Origin of the sequence: Colwellia sp. BRX9-1 (assembly GCF_014077195.1) — a bacterium.
GTDB lineage: Bacteria > Pseudomonadota > Gammaproteobacteria > Enterobacterales > Alteromonadaceae > Colwellia_A.
The window spans coordinates 405,810-430,976 of sequence record NZ_JACGVM010000001.1; the positions used below are offsets into that span (position 1 = coordinate 405,810).

Below are 25,167 nucleotides of genomic sequence, written 5' to 3' on the forward strand. Positions count from 1 at the left end.
TCGTAAACGTATTTATGCAGGTGTTAAATCAACGGCTTGAATTTGAACGCCATATTTTTTCTCATCACCTTGAGCGGGTCTAATTTGATCACGCTCAGTAACGAATTCGATGTTGCCATCGACAGTGTCAGAGTTAACAAACTGACGAAAACGCTTTAATTGCTCTTCACTTTCGATGGTTGTTTTCCACTCACATTGATAGGTATCAACGACATTTTGCATTTGCTTTTCTAATTCAGCATTAATCCCTAAGTGATCGTCCTTAACTATTTTCTCCATGTAGGCTAAGCCGCCTTCTAGGTTTTCTAACCAGACAGAAGTACGGGTTAAACGATCTGCGGTACGTACATAAAACATTAAGTAACGATCGATATATTTCACTAAGGTTTCATCATCTAAATCAGTCGCGAATAAGTCGCCATGGCGAGGCTTCATGCCGCCATTGCCACTGACGTATAAGTTCCAGCCGTTTTCAGTAGCAATAATACCAATGTCTTTACTTTGTGCTTCAGCACACTCGCGTGTACAGCCCGAAACCGCAAACTTAATTTTATGAGGAGAACGCAAGCCCTTGTAGCGATCTTCTAAGAAAATGGCCATTGCCATGCTGTCTTGTTGGCCGTAACGACACCAAGTGCTGCCAACACAAGATTTAACCGTACGTAACGATTTGCCATAGGCATGACCAGTTTCCATACCTGCATCAATTAAGCGTTTCCATATCGCCGGTAATTGGTCAACACGTGCGCCGAATAAGTCGATACGTTGGCCGCCTGTTACTTTGGTATATAGGTTATATTCTTTAGCGACTTCACCAATAACAATTAACTTATCTGGGGTTACTTCACCGCCTGGCATACGTGGAACGACAGAATAAGTACCATCTTTTTGCATATTACCTAGAAAGACATCATTGGTGTCTTGTAGTGATACATGGTCGGGTTTTAATATGTAATCGTTCCAAACCGAAGCGAGAATAGACGCAGCTGCTGGCTTACAAATTTCACAGCCTAAACCTGAACCGTGTTTTTCTACTAAAAGGTCAAAGGTTTTAATTTGTTCTGCTTGCACAATGTGAAATAACTCAACCCGGCTGTAAGCAAAATGTTCGCAAAGGTCAGTGCTAATTTCTACCCCACGTTTTTCTAATTCGTGATCTGTTACTTTTTTCAATAAGGCGGCACAACCGCCACAGCCTGTTCCTGCTTTCGTTGAAGACTTTACTTCACCGACATCAACGGCGCCACAATCAATAGCAGCAATAATATCGCCTTTGGTGACATTCAAACATGAGCAGATAGTCGCGGTATTAGGTAAAGCATCCACGCCTAAGGTGGGTTTTTCGCCTGAGCTAGGTAAAATTAAACCGTCGGGATTTTCTGGTAATTCAATACCATTTAATGCGTATTGCAATAAGGTATCGTATTCACTGGTATCACCCACTAAAACCGCACCTATTAATTCTTTACCATTGGCACTGACCACTATTTTTTTATAAATTTGGTCAGGTTGATTTGAATAGACGTAGCTTTTACAACCTTGAGTACGGCCATGAGCATCGCCGATCGATCCGACATCCATACCCATTAATTTTAATTTAGTGCTCATATCTGCACCAGTGAACTGCTGTTCACCGCCAATAATGTTATCGGCAGCCACTTTAGCCATAGTGTAGCCTGGCGCCACTAAACCAAAAATAAAGTTATTCCACAAAGCACACTCACCAATAGCGTAAATATTTTCGTTAGAGGTTTTACAGTTGTTATCAACCACAATGCCGCCTCGCTCGCCAACCGCTAAATCAAATTCACGTGCTAAATTATCATAGGGGCGAATACCGGCTGAGAATAAGATGACGTCAGTTTCTAAATGTGTTCCATCGGCAAAATTCATTCGGTGAACACATTCTTCACCGTCGACAATTTCATTGGTGGCTTTTTGTGTATGTACCTGAACACCAATACCTTCGATCATTGAACGCAATAAAGCGCCGCCGTCTTTGTCTAATTGCACGCCCATCAATTGTGGGGCAAACTCTACAACGTGTGTCTGCAGGCCAAGTTCTTTAAGGGCGTTAGCGGCTTCTAAACCTAATAACCCCCCACCAACCACCACACCAACTTTACCCGCTTTAGCTGACGCTTGAATGTCTTCTAAATCTTGAATAGTACGATAAACCAAACAATGGTCACGTTCTTTACCTGGAATAGGGGGAACAAAGGGGTATGATCCTGTCGCCATAACTAATTTATCGTAAGCGAAAATGTCACCCGATTCAGTCGTCACGGTTTGTGCAGCTTTATTAATATTAGTGACTTTCGCGTTGGTAAAAAAATTAACGCCTATTTCGTTGTAATATGCTGGCGTAGTCATGGCTAAATCATCAGCAGTTTTTCCAGAAAAGTACTCTGATAAGTGAACGCGGTCATAAGCTAAACGGTCTTCAGCTGATAGAACGGTAATTTCATAGCCGGCATGTTTCGCCATTTCATCAACAAAGTGATGGCCAACCATGCCATTACCAACGACGACGATCTTCTGAGGTTGTGTACTCATTTTTGGAACCCTACTTCTTTAAATTACTGCTGTAATAGCAGAATTAGATAATGATTTGTTATTAGCAATAAACGAACCAAGTAGTTTTTTTTAATAAATTCAATTAGATAGTGATTTATGTGTGAGTTGTAACAGCGATTTTGCACTGCAGTGAAGGCATCAACGCACCAGAGGTGTGCACCATAATCATCAGCGGTAAGTGCAAAGGGGGAAAGGGTTAATTAACTAAAGATACCATCAAGGCAATAAACAATAAGGTTGATACTAATTGCCAAAAAAAGATAGGATCACGCTTTAACAAGGGTTGGTTTTTGTATTCTTCAACGGCAGATGAACTCGGTTTATTTAAATCACTAAAAAATTCTGAAAAGGCTCTATAGCGCTGTTTTGGGTCTGCAGCCGTTGCTTTTTGAAGGCTTAAATCTAACCACAAGGGTAACTCAGGTCGAAACTGTTTAATGCTGCGATATTGCATATCGTTATAATTTTTAATAGTGACTTCAGCACGTTGCATTGGTTTGTAAGGAAGTTCACCAGATAACATTTCATAACAAATAACCCCCAATGAGAATAGGTCACTTTGATAATCAGCTTGCATATGCAATAAGGTTTCAGGTGCAATATAATTTAATGAACCGTGTGGTACTTGTTCTTTTATTGTTTCTTGGTTTTCATCAAGTGAAGCGACAAATACGGTGCCGTAATCAATCAATTTAATTTGACCATATTCATCGATCATAATATTGTCGGGCTTTAAGTCGCGGTGAACTAAATCTAAACGTTGAAATGATCGTAATGCGCCGATCACTTGTTTCATTATATCGCGGACCTGCGCAATGCTAGGTTTAGGGTTGTCATGTAACCATTCACCCAGGGTTTGCCCTTTAATGTATTCACATACATGGTATAAAAACTGGCTGTCTTTTTTAGCGGATAATACACGCATGACATTAACGTGTTTAATGCGTTCTCCCACCCAAGCTTCCCGCATAAAACCTTGTAAATAAAAGGCGTCATCTGAAAAGTTAGCAGAGGGTGCTTTTAACACATAAGGCTTATCTGTTTTAACATCGACGACTAAATACAAGTGTGAACGAATACTGGCGTGTATTATTTTTTTAACAAGATAATCATCAAGTTTCTGCCCAACTTTTAATGCTGGAGGGATCGCTTTTGAACTTAGGTCGCGTTCAATTTCTGCCAGTTTCCGATTCGGTATCGCGTCAATATAAACCAGTAAGCAGGTCACATTGTCATGACTACCGCGCTCAAGTGCGGTGGCAACAATTTTTTCAGAAAGAGCTTCTAAGTCAGACTTATTTGGTGATAACGGCAATGAATCAAAGAGTGTTTTAAAAGCAGCTTTACTAACAAAGTCATGAATACCATCACAACTTAGCATAAATAAATCTCCTGCCTGTAAATCGACTTGATAAACATCAACTTCTAAATGGCTATCAGCACCTAATGCGCGTGTTAATAAATCCTGTTGCCCTATTTGTTTACGATTATGATCACGGGTTATAATTTCTAATTGTTGCTGGCGATATTTTGTTATACGGGTATCGCCAACATGAAAAATATAACCGGTGTTTGATTTAGCAATAAGCGCTGAAAAAGTCGTTAGCCATTGAGGCGAGTCTTGATTAACTAGAGCATCAACAAATCCGCTTTGTGAATACAACCAGTTATTTAAACTGCTTAATACTTTAGCGGCAGATTTCTGTGTAGACCATGTTTCGGGCGTAGCAAGATACTCTTGAATAAATTGAGTGACCGCAAGTTGTGAAGCTTCAGCGGCTTTACTTGCGCTCGATACTCCATCTGCGATAGCCACAACCGCGCCTTTAGCGCGTAATTCAAGTTTTTTTGGCACAATAGCAGCAAAAGCGTCTTGGTTTTCTGCCTTTAAACCTTTATGAGAAAAACCACCAAAGCATAGTTGTAAATCTACAACCGTGCTTTGGAGCGTTTGCTTCTCTGTATTGATAACACTCATGTTAGCTTAGTGACCGACATTAATTAATTCAACTGTGCCATCTTCACGTACCTCAGTCATTGTGCCTTTTGGCTCTACCATAAAGAGTAATGTAATAAAGCCTACCACAGCGGTAGCGGAAATCACCATAAAGAAAGTCGAGTAATCAACCATAGTTAATACGGTTAAGTAAACCACCGCACCCACGTTACCGTAAGCGCCTGTCATACCGGCAATTTGTCCCGTTAAACGACGTTTAATTAAGGGGACTGCTGCAAATACAGCTCCTTCACCCGCTTGCACGAAAAAAGAACAAGCCATAGCTGTTACTACTGCTAGGGCTAATGGCCATTCTCCGGTGATTTCCGACATGGCAAAATAACCCGCAGCTAAACCTGCTGTTAAAATTAATAAGGTTTTCTTTCGGCCAAACTTGTCTGATAACCAACCACCACCAGGACGAGACATTAAATTCATAAATGCATAAGTAGAGGCTAACATCGCTGCGTACACCATGCTTAATTCGAATGTTTCAGCGAAGAATAATGGTAACATCGAAACAACGGCCAACTCAGAACCGAAAGTTGCAAAATAAAGCACATTTAACACAGCCACTTGCTTGAATTCGTAACGATGAATTTCTTCGACCGGTTTTGAAAATAAGTGACCGTTTACTTTAATGGTTTGTTTTAATTCAATGGCAAACAAAACCACTAAGCTAATGTAGGCAATGACGGCACTTTGTTCAGTTAATAAACTGACACCGGCAGGTGATAATTTCCAGGTGAGTAAAGCTAAAGCGCCATACATAGGAATTTTCATAATGAGTAATAAGAAGAAGTCGCCCGTTGAGGTCACTTCCATTGCACCTGTTTGTTTAGGCTTGAAATACGTTGAACCCTTAGGTGTATCCGTTACGTTTTGATACCAGACAACACTGAAAACCAAGCTTAATACACCGGTAAAAGCAACGGCGTATCTCCAGCCATCTTCACCACCAAAGGCTAACGCTAGTGTAGGTAGTGACATGGCAGCAGCGGCTGAACCAAAGTTACCCCAACCCCCATAAATGCCTTCAGCCGTCCCTAATTCGTTAGCGGGGAACCATTCAGAAACCATACGGATACCAATAACAAAACCCGCACCAATAAAACCTATTAAGAAGCGCGAAAGTGCCGCTTGTTCAAACGTATCTGCAAGCGCAAACATAAAACAAGGGATACTACACACACCAAGCAAAACCGCGAATGTTAAGCGCGGACCGTATTTATCGGTAAGCATACCAATGACAACACGCGCTGGAATGGTTAACGCTACGTTTAATAACATTAATGTTTTTATTTCAGCTTTTGTTAGCCCTAATGAATCAGCAATAACTGACACCAAGGGAGCAAAGTTAAACCAAACAGCAAACGTAATGAAAAACGCTATCCAACTCATATGTAATGCTTTCATCTTACCTTTGAATGAAAATATATTGAGACCTTCTTGACCGCTCATGTACCACTCCTAAAATTGAGTCAATTAAATAAGCAGGTTTATTTAATACTCATCATTGATTGAGTTACGTAGAGCAAAGGTAGTGCCATCATTATTACTTTATCTATCACATTGTTTTAAAAGACTTTATTGTTATTTTTATTGTGTTGATAATTTTTGGTGCACAAGACAATGACGAATACGCACAAATAGAGTGCAAAAAAATAGTCAGTAATCAATGCATCATTAATGAGCACTTATATTTAGCAGACACCTTTAAAAAGGAGTCAATAAAACAGTAATGGTATTACGCTCCTTATAAGTACAATCCTCTAAAAAACGATTGTTATTGAAAGAGATTAGTTAGAGAAGCGCTTTATGGTTGAGTCAATAGTGGTGTTGATTTGAGGTTAGGTCACCAGAAAAATAGTGACGGAACTGTCCGCTTGATTAAGTCTCAGGTGATGTTATTTAAGATATAGTGGCTTGCTGTTTAAAAGTACCAAAGCCAGTTATTAGCGTATGAATTAAGAGGGTGAAAAAATGGCTGTGCTAAAACAGAACGCCGCTTAAATCTCCTTAATGACTTATCTGGAAAATTCACAGCTAGGGGTTTTCCCCCGCATAAAGTAGGGGCTGTTCCCGATGGTCTTATTTGCCAAAATCTTGTCAAATAATAGCGTAAATAAAATACACTTTTAAAGACGGGTAGATATAAAGTATGAAGACAATAATAAAGAACATGGCATTAACCATGTCAATCGCAGGTATCAGTCTTAGTGCAACCGCAGCTGCAGTCATTGGCTCTCAATTAGAGCAACAATTACAAAATATGACAGTAACGGACAGCGCTATGGTTGTTGTTTCCTATGATCAACTTGATGCATTAACAACTACCCAGTTGCAAAGCTTATTAAACCTTGGTTTAACTCAAGGTGTACAGTTTAAATCATTACCTATCGTAGGTGTAATGGCAAACGCTAATCAGATTAATCACTTAGCGGCAATGCCAGGTGTTCGTTCGATATTCGCTAACCGTTCATTAGAATATTATAATGCTGAAGCACGTCAGATAACAGGTGTAGAAAAACTACAATCTAGCGCATTCGACAACAACAATGGCATGAAATACACGGGTAAGGGCGTTACCGTTATTGTTAATGATTCAGGCATCGATGCAACATTAGATGATTTAGAATATGGCGTTAAAGTGATTGAAAATGTGCAAGGCGTTACCCATGCTCAAGCGCTTTCCTTAACAGGTTTTGACGGTATGTGGCTAGAAGGTCAACGTAACACTGACTTAAATGTTGGTCATGGTACACATTGTGCCGGTACTGTAGGCGGTTGGGGGACTCACTCTGGCGGCAAATACCAAGGTGCAGCACCTGGCGCTGATATTATTGGTTATGGCTCTGGCGCGGGTCTTTCTATTTTAGATGCGCTGGGCGGCTATGATTATGCTATTACCCACGTTTGGGATTTTAACTCTCCTATAAGAGTGATGAGTAACTCTTGGGGCTCTAGTGGCAAATATGACTCTGCAGGTCCAATATCTTTAGCGTCTTATAAAGCGCACAGAGTGGGCATTATATCGGTATTTGCTGCCGGTAATAGTGGTTCAGGCGAAGACACGCATAATCCATATGCTCAAATCCCATGGGGCATCTCTGTTGGTGCAAGTACCAAGCAAGGCGATTTAATCGATTTTTCATCGCGGGGTAAACGTGGTGAAAGCGGTGATTTTAGGATGCCAGACGGTTCAGCTTGGACTTATATCAATGAAGTGACTATTGTTGCCCCAGGTGTTGATATTATTTCGACACGTGCTAAAACCAATATCGCTTCTAATGGTGGTGCCGATGATATTGGTGTGATTGAAAACGAATACTTACCATTTTACACAAGAATTTCAGGCACTTCGATGGCCGCGCCTCATGTTGCCGGTATTATTGCCTTGATGTGGGAAGCTAATCCCAATTTAACCAATTTACAAATAAAAACTATTCTTCAAGAAACAGCTACTAATATGCCAGGTTACCAATCTTGGGAAGTTGGCGCGGGTCATGTCAATGCATATGCAGCAGTTGCTGGAGCCCTAGGTTATAACGAACAAAACAGTGCAACGGTGAACAATCTCAATACCTTTAATGCCAATGCGATTATTATTGATGATGAATCACCTGAGCCATTTAGCGTTTTATTTACCCCAGTAGGTGAACCTGAAGTCCATCTATTTAACGTTCAAGATGATGCCGCATGGATAAGTGCTTCTTCTGAAACATTGGCCAATCTGGTTAAACTTAAATTGGAAGCTCCAGACGGTACCGTCTATTTTGGTAACTTAACAACGCCTGTGCTAAGTAGCACCATGCGAGTTTCTGCACCAGCACAAACCGGAGAATGGAAATTATCTGCCTTTGGCATCACTTCTTTATCAGGTGTACAAGCTGATCCAACAGGTACCACTAATGGTCCTGGTATTCCTGAATATATCGAAGGTGATATTTCAATTTTAACCTCAGGTGGCTACGAAGGCCTAAGCGACATTGCCGGACATCCTGCAGAAAAAGCAATTGAATTTGCGGTCAGTGAGCGTTTAGTTGATAGTAAAAACGATCAATCTTATCGTCCAGATGCTAAGTTAAGACGTAAAGAGCTGGCGCAATATTTAGTCATGGGTATGTCAATTAGACAGCACCGTGGCTTCTTAAATGATAATAAAACAGTCTTTACAGATGTTAACGCGAAACACGCCCCCTTCGTTGATGCCGTCACGGAAACTGGCTCAGCGCTTAAAGATCGAGTACAAAACCAAGCACCGGTGATGATCTCTAATGGTGATAGTTTTCAACCACACGCTAAGGTGAATAAACAAGAGTTAGCTTATTCACTGGTACAGGCACTCGGATTAGAAAGACAAGTTAAAGACTTTAGTGGTGATATAACCGTCGAATATAACGGTGAACGTATTGCTGTTAAGGACTCAAGCGATATTAATGAAGCGCTAAAAGGTTATGTGCAGGCTGCAATAGATATGTCATTAATCGGGGTTCGTTTCGCTATTGAACAAGGACCTTATGACCTATCGCCAACCGTTGTTGCTTACTTTGAACCAGCCAGCGTTGTTAAGCGTGGAGACTATGCCATTATCATTAGTCGATTATATGATGGATACTTACGTAAATAACTGTTAACACTTAACATTTATATAATTAACATTGATAACAAAACCAACCTGACTAGGCTTGGTTTTGTTATTAGTAAAAGCACCATAGAACTTGCTAATTGACGTAGATCAACGTAGGTTCTAGCTAGAACAGTGTAAAAAATAATTTGATGACATTGTCAGGTTACTACCCAGAGGACAAAATATGTTGCATATAAAAAAGCTACTTACTTTAGTACTAACATCAACAGCTATGTTGGTCAGTACAATCTCATTCGCTTCTGAATCGGTGTCAGTCAACGTACAAGGTAATAAGGTCGAGGCTGTTATTCATTTACCGGGCAACATTTCTGCCGATATGACTCTACAATTCGAAAATGCGGTTGGTTTAACGAAAGAAAGTTTAGGACTAACGGCAGAAATTATTGACGTTACCTCATTAGATTTTATTGACCGTTTACCCGATGGCTTAAATATCTCTCCCTCTGCAGCATTTCCAATGATGATCACCATTGAGCCTTTGGCGAACAGTGGCTTTTCATTTTCAGGCTTAGCTTCGGTTGATTTACACACACATAATTTAGAATATACCGCGGGTACACCGCTGCGTTTCTTTAAAGCGCCACTTAATGGTGAGTTTAAAGATATCACTATGACTATGGGTGCCGGTAGCTATAGAACACGTGGTTCAACAGGGCGTTTCTCACAATTTATTATTGTTGCCGATTTACGAGCTCCGTTGGTTGTTGTTAACCAAAAATTTAACGATTTACAAACTGCACTCAATGATTTTTCACCCAAAATAAATGCAGCGGTTTATTCGATGTTACTGCAAGATGTAAATGAAATTAATCAACTTATTTTGTCGAACAATTACCATATGGCGAGTAGTAAGCTCAATGACTTTAATCGCCGTATTAATGATAATAAAGGCATAAATATTCCTGATGTTTGGCGTTCAAGTCGAGATATTCATAATGTTGCTGGCGAGCTTATGGCTTATGCCAACACATTACGATTCAGCTTGCGATTAATCAAATAGCATCGACAAAATAGTGTTCAATTAAGGGTGATCTTATGCCAGCTAAAATTACGATTTGTTATCCGGACCAACCAGCGATAGAAAGTTTTCTTTATGAAGATAATGGTTACCGTTTAGGACGTTCTCACGAATGTGAGTTGTTGCTTGATCATCCAACCGTTTCTCGCCAGCATGCTAAAGTTGCCCATTTAAACGAAATTTGGCAACTTGATGATGAGCGCAGTCGTAATGGCACTAAAGTTAATGGTATAGCAATTACCCATTCCACTTTAAAAGATGATGCGATTATTTCTATTGGCGAACTCGATTGCCTTTTTGAAACTAAGTCGTCAAAACAAGTTGATGCAATAATTACCCACAATGCATGGCGCTTATCGAGTAGCCAAACACCTACTTCAATACCGTTGACCGAACATTTAAAACAAAATCTCTCTGAACAATTGCAAAATATTATTATGTTGACAGGCACTCAACGCGGTATCGTCTTACTTGGCGATACGTTAGCTTCACTTAATGTCAGTATTGCCCATGGTATGCAGCGAAATGATTTTAAACTATCAGATTTTGAAGGCAGTGTTGGCGCGATAACACGTTGTTTTGAAAGCGGACAAAACGTAGTTGCCATGGATGTTTCATGCCATGAACTGTTAAGTGCTCGTAAAAGCATCGAACTGAAACAAATTGCTGCTTTAGCCTGCATTCCACTGTTTTATGAGCATAAAGTGGTGGGAATTGTTTATACCGACAGCAAAATGTCTGATAAAGTGCTAACCGAGTTGGATATAGAAATCTTAAGCAGTATGAGCCAACAACTCGAAGCAACCGTTCAGGCGATGTTGCTGCAACAATCTATTGATTCATTGCAACTAATTCTTAATGAGAACTCGATATGGACATCTAGCGAAAAAGACTGTAGTTTGCTGAATTTGTGTCACTAATACCACATCATTAGTAAAAAGGCTGTATGAGCGATTCTAAATCACCCAAGTTAATACATAGCGATGATGATCAGCTAAATGCGACCCAAATAATACCCTTGTCTAAGCCGCTCGCTGCTGGAGAGTGCCTTGTTGGTCGTTTTGAAATTGAAAGTCTGCAAGGACAAGGCCGTTATGGTTTTGTTTACCGCGCCTATGATAAGCAACTCGATACCCTTATCGCCATCAAAGTCCTCAATAAATCGCTGAGTCAAGATAAGCAAACCATTGCTGATTTTAAAAAAGAATTATTATTGGTTCGTCAATTAAGTCACCCCAATATTATCCGCGTTCATGAATACTACCAAGATGAAGATGTTCACTTCTTAACCATGGATTGGATTTCGGGTAGCAGCCTAGAAGAAGCTATCGCATCGAAATCACTCACTACTGAACAAACTTTTCAAATTATTGAGCAATTATTAGATGGCTTAGCCTTTGCTGAAAAAGCGGGCGTTACTCATAAAGATATTAAGCCTGAAAATATCATGTTAGACGAGTCAGGTCGGCTCTTTATTGCCGATTTTGGCTTGTCTGCTTTTAATAAAGAAAGTAACGCTGACCGTGTTTCAGGGACTCCTTACTATGCGCCACCTGAGTATTTACAAACCGGTAAAATAAACTTAACCACTGATTTGTATGCCGCAGGTGTGGTGATCTTTCAGTTATGTTGTCACGGTTTACCGTTTAGTGGCCATTCGATTGATGAAATTTTACAGACTAAGTTGTTAGATAAACCTAAATTTAAGGCTGTTAAAGAAGAGTTTAACTTTCTAAAGTCATGGTCATTGACACTCATTTCTCCGCATCCAGCATCCCGACCCACTAATATTAGCCAAGCGCAGAATCAATATATTAGTTTATTAGCAGAAAAAGATAATAAACCTATCAACAAAAAGCGGTTAATAGTGACGGTTATGTCGATGATGGTATTTTTTACCATCGCAGTGGTTTTGTTTCTGAGTCGTCAAACACCCATTAAAGCCAATGCGGTCGATCATTACGCGGTGGCGATATTGCCTTTGCAGACACAAGAGGGCGAATTTGATCAAACCTTTGCTAACTATTTGAATTACCAATTAACCGATATTAAGAACTTACGGGTGATTGAACAATCGAGATTAAGCCAGCTATTAGCGCAACTGGGTATTACGCCTCCCATTGATGACGCTAATATGGAGTTGATATCAGACTTACTGCAGATTGACGTGCTCATTAGCCCACAAACATTTATTGCCGGTTCTGAGGCTAAAGATATTCAGTTTCAGTTGGTTTCTGTCGATGGTTTTAACATTCAACGCGAAACCTTAATAAAAGCCCCTTATGACGAGAAAGATTGGCAAGAAGTGACTCGACATTTTGTCGATAAATTTAGGCAGCGTTTAGACATAGAAGTGAATGCCGAAAAAACCATTGAGATTGAAGAAAACCCTTTGGTTGATTTATTTCCTATTAAAACACTTATTTTAAAGGGTGACTTTGAGCAGGCGCAGCAAGCGTTAAGCCAAATATTAACGAGAGAACCCACTGCTGCGCAAGCTTGGCTGCAACAAGGTGAATTAAACCTGACGATAGGTTTATTCATGGAAGCAGAACAAGCTTATAGCCAAGCGATAGCATTAAGCGCCACTAATTCTTATACGGCGAAACTAGCGAGTGCACGCTTAAATGATTTAGCGGGTAAAATCGAACAAGCTCAAGCCGATTATTTAAGCTTAGTGAATGCCTTTCCTTACAACACTGAGCTTAAGATGATGCTATCAGAGTTCTATTTTTTAATTGAACAACATAAAAAAATGGAAGTCTTATTACAAGAAGTGGTAAAAATTGATCCAAACCATCCTAGTGCATGGTTTATGTTAGGTAGAGTGGCATTTTTACAAGGTGATTTTGAAAAAGCGTTAAATGAATATTTTGTTAAGGCACTAGTCACCGCTAAAAAACTAAAAAACCCTGTTCAAGAAGGTGAGGCTCTAAATGCCTTTGGTGTTGTTTATGAACAGTTAGGAGAAACAGAGCTTGCCTTTGATTATTATCAACAATCGTTAAAAATTAGAAGACAACTAACTAACTTAGCCGATGCAGCGACCACTATGACTAACTTAGCCGCTATGCATTTAGCGGTTGGCGAATACCAGCAGACTGAACAATACCTAACAGAAAGTTTAGCTATCTATCAGAAGTTAGACGATCAAGAGGGCCTTTCGAATACTTATAATGAGTTAGGAAAATTGGCTGAAGAGCAAGCTTCGTATCAAACGGCCTTGGAAAATTATCGCCATGCGTTAAATATTCGAGTTGAACTCAATAACTTAATGCTCCAAGCAGAGAGTATGAATAATATTGGCTTCACTTATTTTATGCTGCTTGACCCAGAACATGCCTTGGTTTATTGGCGTCAATCAGAGCAGTTATATCAGCAAGTGCAGTTTCCTATTGGCATTATCCATGTACGACAAAACTTGGGGCAGATGGAACTCGCTAAGGGAAACTGGCGCAATGCCTATCACCTTTTTAACAACACTTTAACCGATGCTGAAAAACTCAATATTACCGAAGAGTCGATCGTTTCGCGTAGTTACCTAACAAAACTCGCTTTTTTACAAGGTAATTTTTATGCGAGCATTGAAGAGTTAACGTTAACTTATCAAGCGGCGGTTAAAGCTAATGACGTACGAGCTATGGCTGAATTTGGTCTATGGTTAGCCGATTGGTCATTGCAGCTTGGCGACCAAGAGCAAGCCGCTAAGCACTTAGCCAATATAAACGATATAGTTTCGCGTCATGGCAATAAAGAACATATGAGTAAATTTCAGTTCTTAAAAAGTCAGACGGTAGGGAATTTATCCACAGCGGTTATGGAAAATAAAAATAATAGGGTTTTAGATCATGCCCATCAATCTATTTATATTCGCCAATTAATTTATCAGGCAAAACAGTCTTTACATCAAGGTAACAAAGATATCAGTGCTTATTTGACACCACTGGCTAACGTTGATTTTAGCCTGCAACAATATCAGTATATTGAATATTTAGAACTTTTAGCCGTACAGCAATATTTTTCAGGAGCTTGGCTTGATTTAAAAGCCACACTAAGGTCAGCCGATATTTTATTAAGAAAAATGGGCGATTATTGGCGCAGCTTTCAATTTGATCGTTTGCGTGCCCAATTGGCGATTGTCAATCAACAAGATCCAACAAAATATTATAAAAAAGTGACTAAAAAGTTGATGCATCTTAAGGCTAATTTACCTCCAGAATTTTCTGGTAAATTCATAGAAACTCAAGATTATTTTGAATTAAATGATTCATTAATGGAGTTATCTCGCCATGACCAATAATGCCAATATTGCTAAAATGGTTGACCAACTTAATGAAAAGCAAAAACAAATATCACAACAGCTTTATTCGGGTAATGAGCAAATGCGTGGTTTGGCAAAACGCGTTTGGCGAGTACAAGAAGATGAACGCAAGCATATCGCTCGAGAATTACATGATGGAGTAGGACAACTGCTTACGGCTTTAATAAATCAGCTGCAGCAAGTTAAAAAAGGAGACGCGAGTATAGCGCTTGATGAGAGTATCGATCTTGCACGTCAAGCCTTATCAGACACTCGCGTGATTTCTCGCTTAATGCGCCCCAGAATTTTAGATGATCTTGGGCTTATTCCTGCCCTTGATTGGTTAGTGCGTATTATGGCGGAACCCGAAAAAGCGACAATTGAATTTCATCATCAAGTTGACAGTATTTTAGATAGTGATACTCAAACCCTAGCGTTTCGAGTAATACAAGAAGCGCTGACCAACGCGATTAAGCATGCACAAGCACAAAAAATAATTCTCAATTTAATTGCAACTGATAATCTTTTAATGATTAAAATAAAAGATGACGGTATTGGAATGAAAGCTGATCAAGAATCTAGTCCTGAGGGTTTTGGCTTAGGCGCAATGCGCGATAGAATAAGTGCCTTCGGTGGTCAATTAACAATAAATTCGCAGCCAGGACAAGGCTGTGAAATAAAAATATTGGTAACGGGGAGGAATGGCCGATGATCCGTGTTCTTATTGCAGATGATCATACTATCTTACGTCATGGACTGGTCAGTTTATTAAGTAAAGATAATGATATTCAAGTGGTTGCTGAAGCCGCAGATGGACTTGAAGCAGTGAGTAAAGCGCTGGAATTAAAACCCACCGTTATCGTTATCGATATTAGCATGCCAGGATTGAACGGTATGGAAGCGGTTAAACGCTTAAATGGCCAACTGCCAGACACAAAAGTGTTAGTGCTAACTATGCATGAAGAACAAGAGTATGTCATTCATATGGTTAGAGCGGGTGCTTCTGGTTATTTATTAAAAGACAGTGCGAGTGACGAACTCATCGATGCGGTAAAAGCATTAGCTGCGGGGAAAACCTATTACAGCCAATACGCGGCAAGTGTGTTGGCATCACAATACAATAAGCCGGCAGAAAATTGGCAAGACCCCTACAAAAATCTGACTAATCGTGAACGTGAAGTCTTTCATTTAATCATTGAAGGTAAAACTACCAAAGAAATTGCTCGTTCATTAGATATAAGTGTTAAAACAGCAGAAAACCATCGCGGTAAAGTGCTAGATAAATTGAGCGTTGCCAACGCTGCTGAATTGGTCCGTTATGCGGCCAAAAACAACCTACTGCTATAAACAAGGTATATTAACCTCTTCCTTGTAGGGGTTTTACCTGATTATTTTAAACCTTAATGTTTGGCATGCTCGATGTATCAAAACATATAAGGTTTATTCCAATGCTAAAAACACAATTAAAAAATAAAATATTAATCGCTGGCCTTATCGGTGCAGGCTTAACTTTTATGTCGCTAAATATTGCTGCTAAATCTATCGGACCTGAACTGAAAGGTTTGATGGCGACTGCTGAAGTACATGAGGTTTTTAACGTCATCGTTACTTTCGAAGGTAAAGGAGCTATTAATGCACAACAGCTAAACGTTATTGAATCAACGGGTGTTATTGGTGGCGTAAGCTTTAAGCAGTTTCCTATTGTCGGTATAACGGCAACAAAGGCGCAAATAGAAGCTATTTATAAATCAAATAAAGTACGCTCTGTTTACTACAACGCGCCATTATCATTAGAAAATGATAGAGCAACACAAATTACCGGTGTTGACCGCTTACGTGATGACAGCTCTTTACGTAGTAACGGTATGCCATATTCTGGACGTGGTATCGGGGTTGTGGTTAATGACTCGGGTGTCGATGGCACGCACAGCGACATTAAGTTTCCTAACCACGTTGTTCAAAACGTATTGGCACAAACTAACCTACATTCGTTATCAGATATTTTACCCATAACTTACCAAGAAGATACCGCGAACAGTGATATTGCTGGTGGTCATGGTTCTCATGTTGCGGGTATTATTGGCGGCAATGGCGCGATGTCGAGTGGTAAATATCAAGGTGTTGCTCCTGGCGCAAAAATTGTTGGTTATGGCTCAGGTGCTGGTTTATTTATTTTAGACACTATCGGTGGTTTTGATTACGCTAAGACGCATCAATTTGATTATAATATTCGCGTTATTTCAAACTCCTTTGGTAGTACAAGTGATACAGGTACTGACTTTAACCCTGACCATCCAACCAATGTTGTCACTAAAACATTATCAGATGCGGGTATTATTGTCGTTTTCTCTGCGGGTAACTCAGGAAGTGGCGAAGCGACAATCACAGGTAACTTCAAAAAAGCACCTTGGGTCATTACCGTAGCAGCGGGTGATAAAGACGGTAAATTAGCTGACTTTAGTTCACGTGGTGTTAAAGGTAAGGGTGGCGAAGTTACGGTTGATGGCGAGCTTTTTCAGTGGGAAGACCGCCCTACTGTAACTGCGCCGGGTGTTGATATTATTTCAACCCGCGCTTCATTATCTAGCTTAAGTGCCTTGAGCATTGCCGATGATAGCGACGTGATGGATGCAAATCACGTACCTTATTATACTTCTATGAGTGGTACATCAATGTCAGCGCCACATGTTGCTGGTATCGTTGCCTTAATGTTAGAAGCTGAACCTGAGTTAACGTGGCGTGAAGTTAAGTCAATACTACAAGAAACAGCAACCAATATGCCTGGCCGAGAAACATGGGAAGCTGGCGCCGGTTATGTCAATGCCTACGCGGCAGTACAATCAATTGTCGATAAAAGTTTAGCTTTTGGCAAAACAACTAAAATCAACCGTGATTTTAATGCTAAAGCGTTAACCTCAGTACAGTCAGAAGACGATATGTCTGTGCCGTTTAGTCCTGTTGGTGATAATGAAGGTGTTGTTTTGACCGTCAATGCCGAAGCTTCTATGGTGATGGTTCGAGCAAATGTTGATGATAATACGGTAGCCCTTACCTTGACTAGTCCTTCGGGCAAACGTTACGGGTCAAGTATTGCTTTACCCGTTTTAGGTCAAAACATTGCAGTGACAGCGCCAGCTGAAGCGGGTAAATGGATACTTAAAGCAGGCGGTATTGGTAGTCTTTCGGGTGTTGCGCTTGACCCTGCTGGATTAACCAATGGTTATGCGGTACCTGGTGATATTGACGTAACGGTTAAGATTATAAAAACTGATGGTTATCTTGGTCTTGATGATTTAACTGACCACCCCGCTAAAGCGTTTATTGAATTCGCAGTCAGTGAAGAATTAGTCGACGCAAATACGGAAGGTTTTCAACCAGATATTAGCCTTACCCGTGAAGACCTAGCTGATTTTTTAAGCTTAGGTGCTGGTATTCGTCAATCAAATTTGGCAACAACAAGCATATTTGCTGATGTCACAGAAGATACTACTTACACTGCTGCTATTAACGCGGTTAGTGAAAAGGGTGCCGCTTTACGAAATGGTGCACAAGATCAACATGCAGTAATGTTGACTAATGGTGATTATTTTAATCCACAAGGCTTAGTTAATCGCAATGAGTTAGCTTATTCTTTTGTACAGTCATTAGCTTTACAATCGACTGCAGAAAGCTTTACTGGTGATATTACCGCTATTTATGGCGAGCAACGTATAGCGATAGCAGACCAAGCTGATATTCCACAAGCAATGAAAGGTTACGTACAATTAGCCTTAGACCTAGGAATATTAGGCGCAAGCTTTGACGTTCAACAGGGTACTTATGATTTAGTCCCTACTATAACGGCGACCTTTAACGGTAAAACACGAGTTAGCCGCGCTGATTACGCAGTAGCCGCGACACGTTTTTTTAATAACTACCTATAGACTGAGTATCAGGGTAAACAAAGCCTATCGGGTAGCATCGGATAGGCTTTAATTACCCACTATTATTACAATATATACCAGTATCAGATTAGCTTTTTTATTAGCACAACACATTGATGAATTATCTTTTTTAGCATTACTCATTAATATTATTTTTTGGGAATAAATAGGAATATCAAATGAAAACTAAATTTATAACAGCCAGTGTCACAAGTTTTATCTTCGCGTGTAGTTGTTTAGTTAATGTCGCATCGGCATCACTAATTACTATCGATTTTGAAAGCTTCCCTGAAAGTGATTTTAGTCAAGGTAGCGAAAACGGTTTTAATATTAGTGCTAATGGGCCAGATACTAAGATTGTAGACCCAGGGTTTAATAGCGGTAATACCGCTTTTTCTGATGGTGGCTCAACATTACAACCATCAAATTGGTTTTTCTCAACTAACGGCTTATTTACTTTTGAAAAGCTTGATATTGGTTCATTCTATAATCAGGGGGACTATGTCATTGTGACGGGGTGGCTAGGTAACGTACTTCAAGCAGAGGACAACTATAAAACGACTACCTCACTATGGAATGGTCAGTTATCAACTAAAGAAGCGATTAATTTGAAGGGTATTATGGTCGATAAAATTAGCATCTCGATGTTAAGTACCAGTAATCTTTATGGTGTAATGGATAATGTCGTAATGAATAAAGTACCAGAACCGACCAGTTTAGCTATTTTTGCCTTAGGTATAATGGGATTAGCAGTACGACGCCTTAAGCAATAAGCGTAATGATTATTTAGGTTGTTAACGTTTTATAAAAAACACTGATGGTAATCATCAGTGTTTTTTTATCAGATGAATTTGGCTATTAAGCCTTATAACCTTGTTAATAGCCAAACAAGGTTATAAGCAAAGATTATTCATCGTGGTGAGTGGCTAAAACCGTTAACGTTTTTTTATCAGATGAATTTGGGTATTAAGTCTTTACGCTTGATTAATCGCCAAGCAAGGTTATAAGCAAAGATAATTCATCGTGGTGAGTGGCTAAAAACCGTTAACGTTTTATAAAAAACACTGATGGTAATCATCAGTGTTTTTTTATCAGATGAATTTGGGTATTAAGTCTTATAACCTTGTTAATAGCCAAACAAGGTTATAAGCAAAAATTATTCATTGTGGAGAGTGGCTAAAAACTGATGATGAACATCACTCTATCTTAGCTCTCTGCGCAATAATTTTCCGACACTTGATTTAGGGATTTCATTAATAAAAGTGACATGTTTAGGGGTTTTATAAGCCGTTAGTCCTTGGCGACAGAAATTGATAACATCTTGTTCTGTGATGTTTTCATCTTCTTTTACAATAAAAAGTTTAACCGCCTCGCCAGTTTTATCATCGTCTACGCCAATACAAGCTGATTCTAATATGCCAGCCATTTTAGCTACTTCAGCTTCAATTTCGTTAGGGTAAACATTAAAACCAGAGACATTAATCATATCTTTTTTACGATCAACAATATGAAAGAAACCTTTGTCGTCAAGTATACCGACATCGCCAGTTTTAAAATAACCATCTTGGGTCATACATTCGTCGCTTGCTTGAGCATTGTTCCAATAACCTTGCATAACTTGTGGGCCCTTAGCACAAAGTTCACCCGATTCGCCTTGCGATACTATATTGCCATCATCGTCTCGAATAGAAATATCTGTATTAGGTAATGGCACGCCAATACCTGGTATGTAGACGGTTTCGTTATCAATAACAGTGCCAAAGTTTAATGACAAAACAGGTGAAGTCTCAGATAAACCATAGCCTTCATGCAGCCTAGCGCCGGTAACTTGTTGCCATTTATCGGCAACGGCTTGTTGCACTGCTGCACCACCGCCCAAAGAAAGTTTTAATGCTGAAAAATCAACTTGATCAAAGCCCGGTGTATGTAATAAACCATTAAATAAGGTATTTACCCCGGTAAACATAGTTGCATCGGTGTTTTTCCATATATCTACAAAACTGGCCATATCTCGAGGATTAGTCACTAAAACGTTTTTGGCGCCAAAGTAAAAGTAGCTGAGTGTATTCGCCATTAAAGCAAAGATGTGGTACATCGGGATGGCGGTAATAACAACGTCGTTACCGTAATGAATATGATTTTTAGCAAACTCTTCGAATTGTAAAATATTAGCAATTAAATTGCCGTGGCTAAGCATCGCGCCTTTAGATAACCCCGTAGTTCCGCCGGTATACTGTAAAAATAATAAATCAGCTTGGCAAAGGGTCGGTTCAACCAACGCGAGGTTTTGTCCTTGAATTAAGGCATCAGTAAAGCGGATCGTTGTGGTTAACCGCTGATCAACCGGTTGACAAGGTAAGCTTTTATTGACGAGATCGTCTAAGTTAACCGTAATTACATGTTTAATATCAGTCGTATCAATAATATCAGCGAGCATCTTTGTTGAGGGTGAAAATATAATAATAGTGTCGACTTGTGCATCATTAAGTTGGTGCTTAAGTTCTCGTGCGGTGTACATAGGATTAACATTTACCTGCACCCCGCCAACACGAATAATGCCCCACATTGCTATTGGAAAAGCCAAAGTATTTGGGCACATCAGCGCGACACGTTTGCCCTTAGTAATGTTTAATTTATTTTGTAAAAAAGCGGCAAAGTCGCGAGACAGTTCATCGACTTGCTCAAAAGAGAGTTCAGCGCCAAAATTACTAAAAGCGGTTTGTGGCTTATATTTAGTGGTGGTCTGGTGAAATAACTCTAATAAAGAGGCATAACGGTTTAAATCGACTTGCTGTTCGACGTTTTTTGGATAATTTATCAGCCAAGGTTTAGTCATGTAATTTCCTTAAGTACGCGTTGTTTTGAGCTTAAAAAGTAATAGTTAACACAAGTAAAGCGATTAACATTGTAAAACTAATTCTAACTAAATTAATTAGCGTATAAATAACGCAAATAAAATTTTATGAATTCTCTTACCAAAAGGTGGGAATAATAATGAGCCTAAGCTTATTTTTCCTCGCGATAATACTGACTTTCCATGAGAAAAAGTTTTAAAACCTTCACTACCATGGTATTGCCCCATACCCGATGCACCTATGCCTCCAAAAGGTAGATCATCAATAGCAACATGGAATGCCGCATCATTAATGCAAACGCCACCTGCATGGGTATTTAATAAAACTTGTTGCTGAAATGACTTGTTAAAACTGCAAATATACAAGGCAAGCGGACGAGGCTTACTGTTAATATAGTCTATCGCTTCGCTTACGTCTTTATAAGCTATTATTGGCAGTAGCGGGCCAAAAATTTCTTGTTGCATTACGGTCATATCGTCGCTGACATTAGTTAATAAGGTTAACGGCATTTTTCTTGATTGAGTCTTATTACTTTTTGGTTGTAAGGAAGTAACAGTGGCGCCTTGCTCGCTAGCATTAGCAAGCAAACCATCAATGCGGGCCTTTTGGGCAGGGTTAATTATAGCGGTGCAGTCATCATTACCTTGAACGTTAGGGTACATACTTTGATAGTAGGTTTGAAAAGCCTGGGTCAATTCAGCTACTTTATTTTCTGGGCAGAAGACATAATCGGGGGCGACACAGGTTTGTCCAGAATTAAGGGTTTTTCCAAGAATTAATCGACTAACAGCGGTTTTTATATCTATGTCGTCATCAATAATAGTTGGTGATTTGCCACCTAACTCTAAGGTGACCGGGACTAAATTTTCAGCCGCGGCTTTCATCACTAATTTACCAACGGCGGTAGAGCCAGTGAAAAATAAATGATCAAAAACTAACGTTGAAAATGCCGCCGCCATGGCAGCTTCGCCACAAACAATGGCGACTTGTTCAACAGGAAAGGTTTCGGTAATCAGCTTTGCTAATAAGTGATTCGTTTTTGGGGTGTATTCACTCATTTTTATCATAGCGGTATCACCTGCAGCCAAGGCAGCAGTTAATGGTCCAAAAGCTAGAAAAACCGGATAATTCCATGGCGCTATGATACCAATAACACCTTTAGGTTGATAAACCACTTCACCCTTTGCCGGTTGAAATAATATACCGATATGCTTTTTTTCAGGTTTCATCCATTTCTTTAGGTGTTTAATGCTGTAATTAATACCCATGACAGTGGTGAGAATATCCCCAATTTTTGTATCTTCGGTACTGCGATGACCAAAATCATCACTCATAGCATCAATAAAGGCTTGTTGATTATTTATCATTAAGGCTTTCAATTTTTTTAAGTCACTAATACGCTTGTCATAGCTTGGGTAAGTGTTGTTAGCAAAATATTGCTTTTGCTGTAAAAAGGTATCATCAAGTGCTAGTTGTGTTGTTATTGTTGTCATTATTTCTTACTCCTGTGAGAGCCTATATTGAGCAGCCATGCAATGGCAGGGATCAGCGTTAGGGCGCCTAACATGTTAAAAATAAACATAAAGGTTAGTAATATACCCATATCTGCTTGAAATTTTATTGGTGAAAAAACCCAAGTAGCAACACCAATAGCTAAGGTTATCCCCGTAAAGGCAACGGCTTTACCGGTTTGATTTAATGCGTAGCGATAGGTCATGTATAATGACTTACCTTGGCCTAGCGCTTCTTTAACTTTACTAAAGATATAAATGCCATAATCAACACCGATACCGACACCTAAAGCAATAACGGGTAAAGTGGCTACTTTTACGCCAATGCCTAATACGCCCATTAAACCTTGGCTCATAATGCTAGTTAATATCAGTGGAGTAATGATACAAATTACAATGCGACCACTTCTAAAGGTAATTAAACAGATAATAATAACAATGGCATAAACCCAAACGAGCATTTCAGTTTGTGCTTCTTCGATAACCATATTGGTGGCTGACTCTATGCCTGCATTGCCTGCTGCCATTAAAAATTCTATACCGTCAATTTGATTTTCTTGATTAAACTTTTCTACTGCTTTAACGACATTATCTAGGGTTTGTGCTTTATGATCTTTGAGAAAAACCAGCACGGGCACCATAGAGCAGTCTTTATTCATCAACCCTTGTGGTGTTTTAGACAATGAAGCATTGGTCATTAATTGATTACGGTTTAAGCCATACCATTTTAAAGAACCTTCATTCATGCCAAACAGGCCAAATTTTGAAACATCGGCGACAGACTTAACCGCCTGAACACCCGCAACATTGCGTAATTGCCATTGGAATTGATCGACCCAAACCAAGGTTTGATATTGAGCACACTGCTCGACCTCTGTTTTGACCATAATGACAAATAAGTCTGTGCTGGTGCTGTAATTATCAACAATATAAGCGTTATCAAGGTTATAACGAGAGTCAGGTCTTAACTCTGGAGCGCCTGCATCTAAATCACCAATTTTCATTGATTGTGAAAAATACAAACCAAGGATTAAGCAGCCAAGACCAACAGCTAAAGCTACTTTTGCTAGTGGAGGCTTAGCAAAGTTTTTAAATAAGCTTTCGACTATACCTGTGTTATGAGCTGACTTTTGTGCATATTTAAGACCCGCTGGAGAAACACCGATATAACTCATTAATATTGGTAAGGCGATTAAATTAGTAACAATAATGATTGCAACACCAATACTAGCGGCGATGGCTAACTCTCGTATTACCTCTATGTCAATGACCATTAAAGTGGTAAAACCGATAGCATCACTGACTAAAGCGGTAATGCCAGCAATATAGAGTGAGCGAAAAGCAAGCTTGGCAGCGTCAATTTTATCTGCGCCGGTTACGCTATGATGAATAATCGAATTAATAATTTGAACACCATGACTGACACCAATAGCAAACACTAAAAAAGGCACCAACATAGAATAAGGATTAATGCCAAAGCCCAGTAAATTTAAAATACCTAATTGACAAAATACGGCAAAAATTGAAAATACCAACACTGATATTGTGCTACGTAAACAACGCGAATACAGCCAAAGTAGTACAAAAGTAATAACAACGGCTAAGACAAAAAAAGCAACAACTTGTAAGGCGCCATCGATTAAATCACCAACAACTTTTGCAAAGCCAACAATGCGTATCGTGACATCGTCACTGCTGTATTTGTCTCTTATCTTCTCTTCTAAAACGCTTGATAACTCTCGGTAGTCGAGTGGTAAGCCTGTTTCAGGATTAATGTCTTGTAATGGCGCTAAAATAATAGCGGATTGAAAGTCATTAGCGACCAGTACGCCAATTTGTCCCGACTTAAAAACGTTAGCTTTAACGCGTTCAATCATTTTTGTCGTGCCATTATAGCCATCAGGAATTACCGCACCGCCGACAAAACCTTCTTCAGTGACTTCTTGCCAGCGAACATTGGGTGTCCATAATGATTTTAAACCATCTCGACTTATCCCCGGGATATAGAAAACTTCATCGGTTACTTGCTTTAAGGTTTCTTGAAAGTCAGCGTTGAAAATATCCCCTTTTTTGTTTTCAACGACAATTCGAATGACATTACCTAAATCAGCGAGTTCTTTTTTGTAGGTTAAAAAATTATTAACATAGGTGTGCGAGCCGGGGATCATTTTAGTGAAACTAGCTTCAGGTTTAACTTTAGTTGCTTGTAGGGTTAACAGGGTGATACAAATAACGATTATCGTCATCAATAGTGCACGATGACTAAAAATAAATTGCTCTATTTTTTGTGCTAATTTGCTCGGTGTATGTGTCGATTTATCAGTAGACATAAGTTT

14 protein-coding genes are annotated in these 25,167 nt (G+C 39.5%); 8 read left to right on the forward strand and 6 right to left on the reverse strand.

From position 1 onward, the window contains the following. Positions 1-12: 12 nt before the first annotated feature. From nirB to H4J76_RS01935, 3 genes are all read right to left on the reverse strand, one after another. Positions 13-2,556 carry a nitrite reductase large subunit NirB gene (nirB, locus tag H4J76_RS01925; protein WP_182230005.1) on the reverse strand — a complete coding sequence of 848 codons (2,544 nt, stop codon included), beginning with the start codon at positions 2,554-2,556 and terminating at the stop codon, positions 13-15. Positions 2,557-2,773: 217 nt separating this feature from the next. Then, the gene (locus H4J76_RS01930) at positions 2,774-4,555 is read right to left on the reverse strand and encodes a bifunctional protein-serine/threonine kinase/phosphatase (RefSeq protein ID WP_182213416.1); all 1,782 of its coding nucleotides are present in this window, start codon (positions 4,553-4,555) and stop codon (positions 2,774-2,776) included. A 6-nt stretch (positions 4,556-4,561) separates the two neighbouring features. Then, positions 4,562-6,034 (reverse strand): NarK family nitrate/nitrite MFS transporter, encoded by a 1,473-nt coding sequence (locus tag H4J76_RS01935; RefSeq protein ID WP_182230006.1) that lies wholly within the window; start codon positions 6,032-6,034, stop codon positions 4,562-4,564. Between the two features lie 700 nt (positions 6,035-6,734). Between H4J76_RS01935 and H4J76_RS01940 the strand changes: the two genes are divergently transcribed. From H4J76_RS01940 to H4J76_RS01975, 8 genes are all read left to right on the forward strand, one after another. After that, positions 6,735-9,203 carry a S8 family serine peptidase gene (locus H4J76_RS01940; protein ID WP_182230007.1) on the forward strand — a complete coding sequence of 823 codons (2,469 nt, stop codon included), beginning with the start codon at positions 6,735-6,737 and terminating at the stop codon, positions 9,201-9,203. Positions 9,204-9,387: 184 nt separating this feature from the next. Continuing rightward, positions 9,388-10,224 (forward strand): DUF6689 family protein, encoded by an 837-nt coding sequence (locus H4J76_RS01945; RefSeq protein WP_182230008.1) that lies wholly within the window; start codon positions 9,388-9,390, stop codon positions 10,222-10,224. A 35-nt stretch (positions 10,225-10,259) separates the two neighbouring features. Beyond that, positions 10,260-11,162 (forward strand): FHA domain-containing protein, encoded by a 903-nt coding sequence (locus H4J76_RS01950; protein WP_182213423.1) that lies wholly within the window; start codon positions 10,260-10,262, stop codon positions 11,160-11,162. Between the two features lie 26 nt (positions 11,163-11,188). Then, positions 11,189-14,542 carry a serine/threonine-protein kinase gene (locus H4J76_RS01955; protein ID WP_182213425.1) on the forward strand — a complete coding sequence of 1,118 codons (3,354 nt, stop codon included), beginning with the start codon at positions 11,189-11,191 and terminating at the stop codon, positions 14,540-14,542. Continuing rightward, complete coding sequence (locus H4J76_RS01960) at positions 14,532-15,254, forward strand: sensor histidine kinase (protein ID WP_182213427.1); 723 nt, start codon at positions 14,532-14,534, stop codon at positions 15,252-15,254. The genes H4J76_RS01955 and H4J76_RS01960 overlap by 11 nt, the downstream gene beginning before the upstream one ends. After that, entirely contained in the window at positions 15,251-15,889 is a 639-nt protein-coding gene (locus tag H4J76_RS01965) for a response regulator transcription factor (RefSeq protein WP_182213428.1), read from the forward strand. Before H4J76_RS01960 ends, H4J76_RS01965 begins: the two co-directional genes overlap by 4 nt. 101 nt (positions 15,890-15,990) lie before the next feature. Then, positions 15,991-18,465: a S8 family serine peptidase gene (locus tag H4J76_RS01970; protein ID WP_182213430.1), complete on the forward strand. Its 2,475-nt coding sequence runs from the start codon at positions 15,991-15,993 to the stop codon at positions 18,463-18,465. A gap of 179 nt (positions 18,466-18,644) precedes the next feature. Beyond that, positions 18,645-19,238 carry a PEP-CTERM sorting domain-containing protein gene (locus H4J76_RS01975; RefSeq protein WP_182230009.1) on the forward strand — a complete coding sequence of 198 codons (594 nt, stop codon included), beginning with the start codon at positions 18,645-18,647 and terminating at the stop codon, positions 19,236-19,238. Between the two features lie 428 nt (positions 19,239-19,666). On the opposite strand, the gene H4J76_RS01980 is transcribed toward H4J76_RS01975, so the two are convergent. From H4J76_RS01980 to H4J76_RS01990, 3 genes are all read right to left on the reverse strand, one after another. Then, a complete protein-coding gene (locus tag H4J76_RS01980; protein WP_182213433.1) occupies positions 19,667-21,301 on the reverse strand; it encodes an AMP-binding protein in 1,635 nt (544 codons plus the stop codon). 96 nt (positions 21,302-21,397) lie between these two features. After that, positions 21,398-22,813, reverse strand: a complete 1,416-nt coding sequence (locus H4J76_RS01985; RefSeq protein WP_182213435.1) for a coniferyl aldehyde dehydrogenase — start codon at positions 22,811-22,813, stop codon at positions 21,398-21,400. Next, positions 22,813-25,161 carry an RND family transporter gene (locus tag H4J76_RS01990; protein WP_182213437.1) on the reverse strand — a complete coding sequence of 783 codons (2,349 nt, stop codon included), beginning with the start codon at positions 25,159-25,161 and terminating at the stop codon, positions 22,813-22,815. Before H4J76_RS01990 ends, H4J76_RS01985 begins: the two co-directional genes overlap by 1 nt. Positions 25,162-25,167 lie beyond the last annotated feature (6 nt).

What these genes read in the sequence shown, in the direction of transcription:
- nirB (WP_182230005.1), bottom strand. Translation starts at nt 2,556, where the DNA reads ATGAGTACACAACCTCAGAAGATCGTCGTCGTTGGTAATGGCATGGTT.
- H4J76_RS01930 (WP_182213416.1), bottom strand. Translation starts at nt 4,555, where the DNA reads ATGAGTGTTATCAATACAGAGAAGCAAACGCTCCAAAGCACGGTTGTA.
- H4J76_RS01935 (WP_182230006.1), bottom strand. Translation starts at nt 6,034, where the DNA reads ATGAGCGGTCAAGAAGGTCTCAATATATTTTCATTCAAAGGTAAGATG.
- H4J76_RS01940 (WP_182230007.1), top strand. Translation starts at nt 6,735, where the DNA reads ATGAAGACAATAATAAAGAACATGGCATTAACCATGTCAATCGCAGGT.
- H4J76_RS01945 (WP_182230008.1), top strand. Translation starts at nt 9,388, where the DNA reads ATGTTGCATATAAAAAAGCTACTTACTTTAGTACTAACATCAACAGCT.
- H4J76_RS01950 (WP_182213423.1), top strand. Translation starts at nt 10,260, where the DNA reads ATGCCAGCTAAAATTACGATTTGTTATCCGGACCAACCAGCGATAGAA.
- H4J76_RS01955 (WP_182213425.1), top strand. Translation starts at nt 11,189, where the DNA reads ATGAGCGATTCTAAATCACCCAAGTTAATACATAGCGATGATGATCAG.
- H4J76_RS01960 (WP_182213427.1), top strand. Translation starts at nt 14,532, where the DNA reads ATGACCAATAATGCCAATATTGCTAAAATGGTTGACCAACTTAATGAA.
- H4J76_RS01965 (WP_182213428.1), top strand. Translation starts at nt 15,251, where the DNA reads ATGATCCGTGTTCTTATTGCAGATGATCATACTATCTTACGTCATGGA.
- H4J76_RS01970 (WP_182213430.1), top strand. Translation starts at nt 15,991, where the DNA reads ATGCTAAAAACACAATTAAAAAATAAAATATTAATCGCTGGCCTTATC.
- H4J76_RS01975 (WP_182230009.1), top strand. Translation starts at nt 18,645, where the DNA reads ATGAAAACTAAATTTATAACAGCCAGTGTCACAAGTTTTATCTTCGCG.
- H4J76_RS01980 (WP_182213433.1), bottom strand. Translation starts at nt 21,301, where the DNA reads ATGACTAAACCTTGGCTGATAAATTATCCAAAAAACGTCGAACAGCAA.
- H4J76_RS01985 (WP_182213435.1), bottom strand. Translation starts at nt 22,813, where the DNA reads ATGACAACAATAACAACACAACTAGCACTTGATGATACCTTTTTACAG.
- H4J76_RS01990 (WP_182213437.1), bottom strand. Translation starts at nt 25,161, where the DNA reads ATGTCTACTGATAAATCGACACATACACCGAGCAAATTAGCACAAAAA.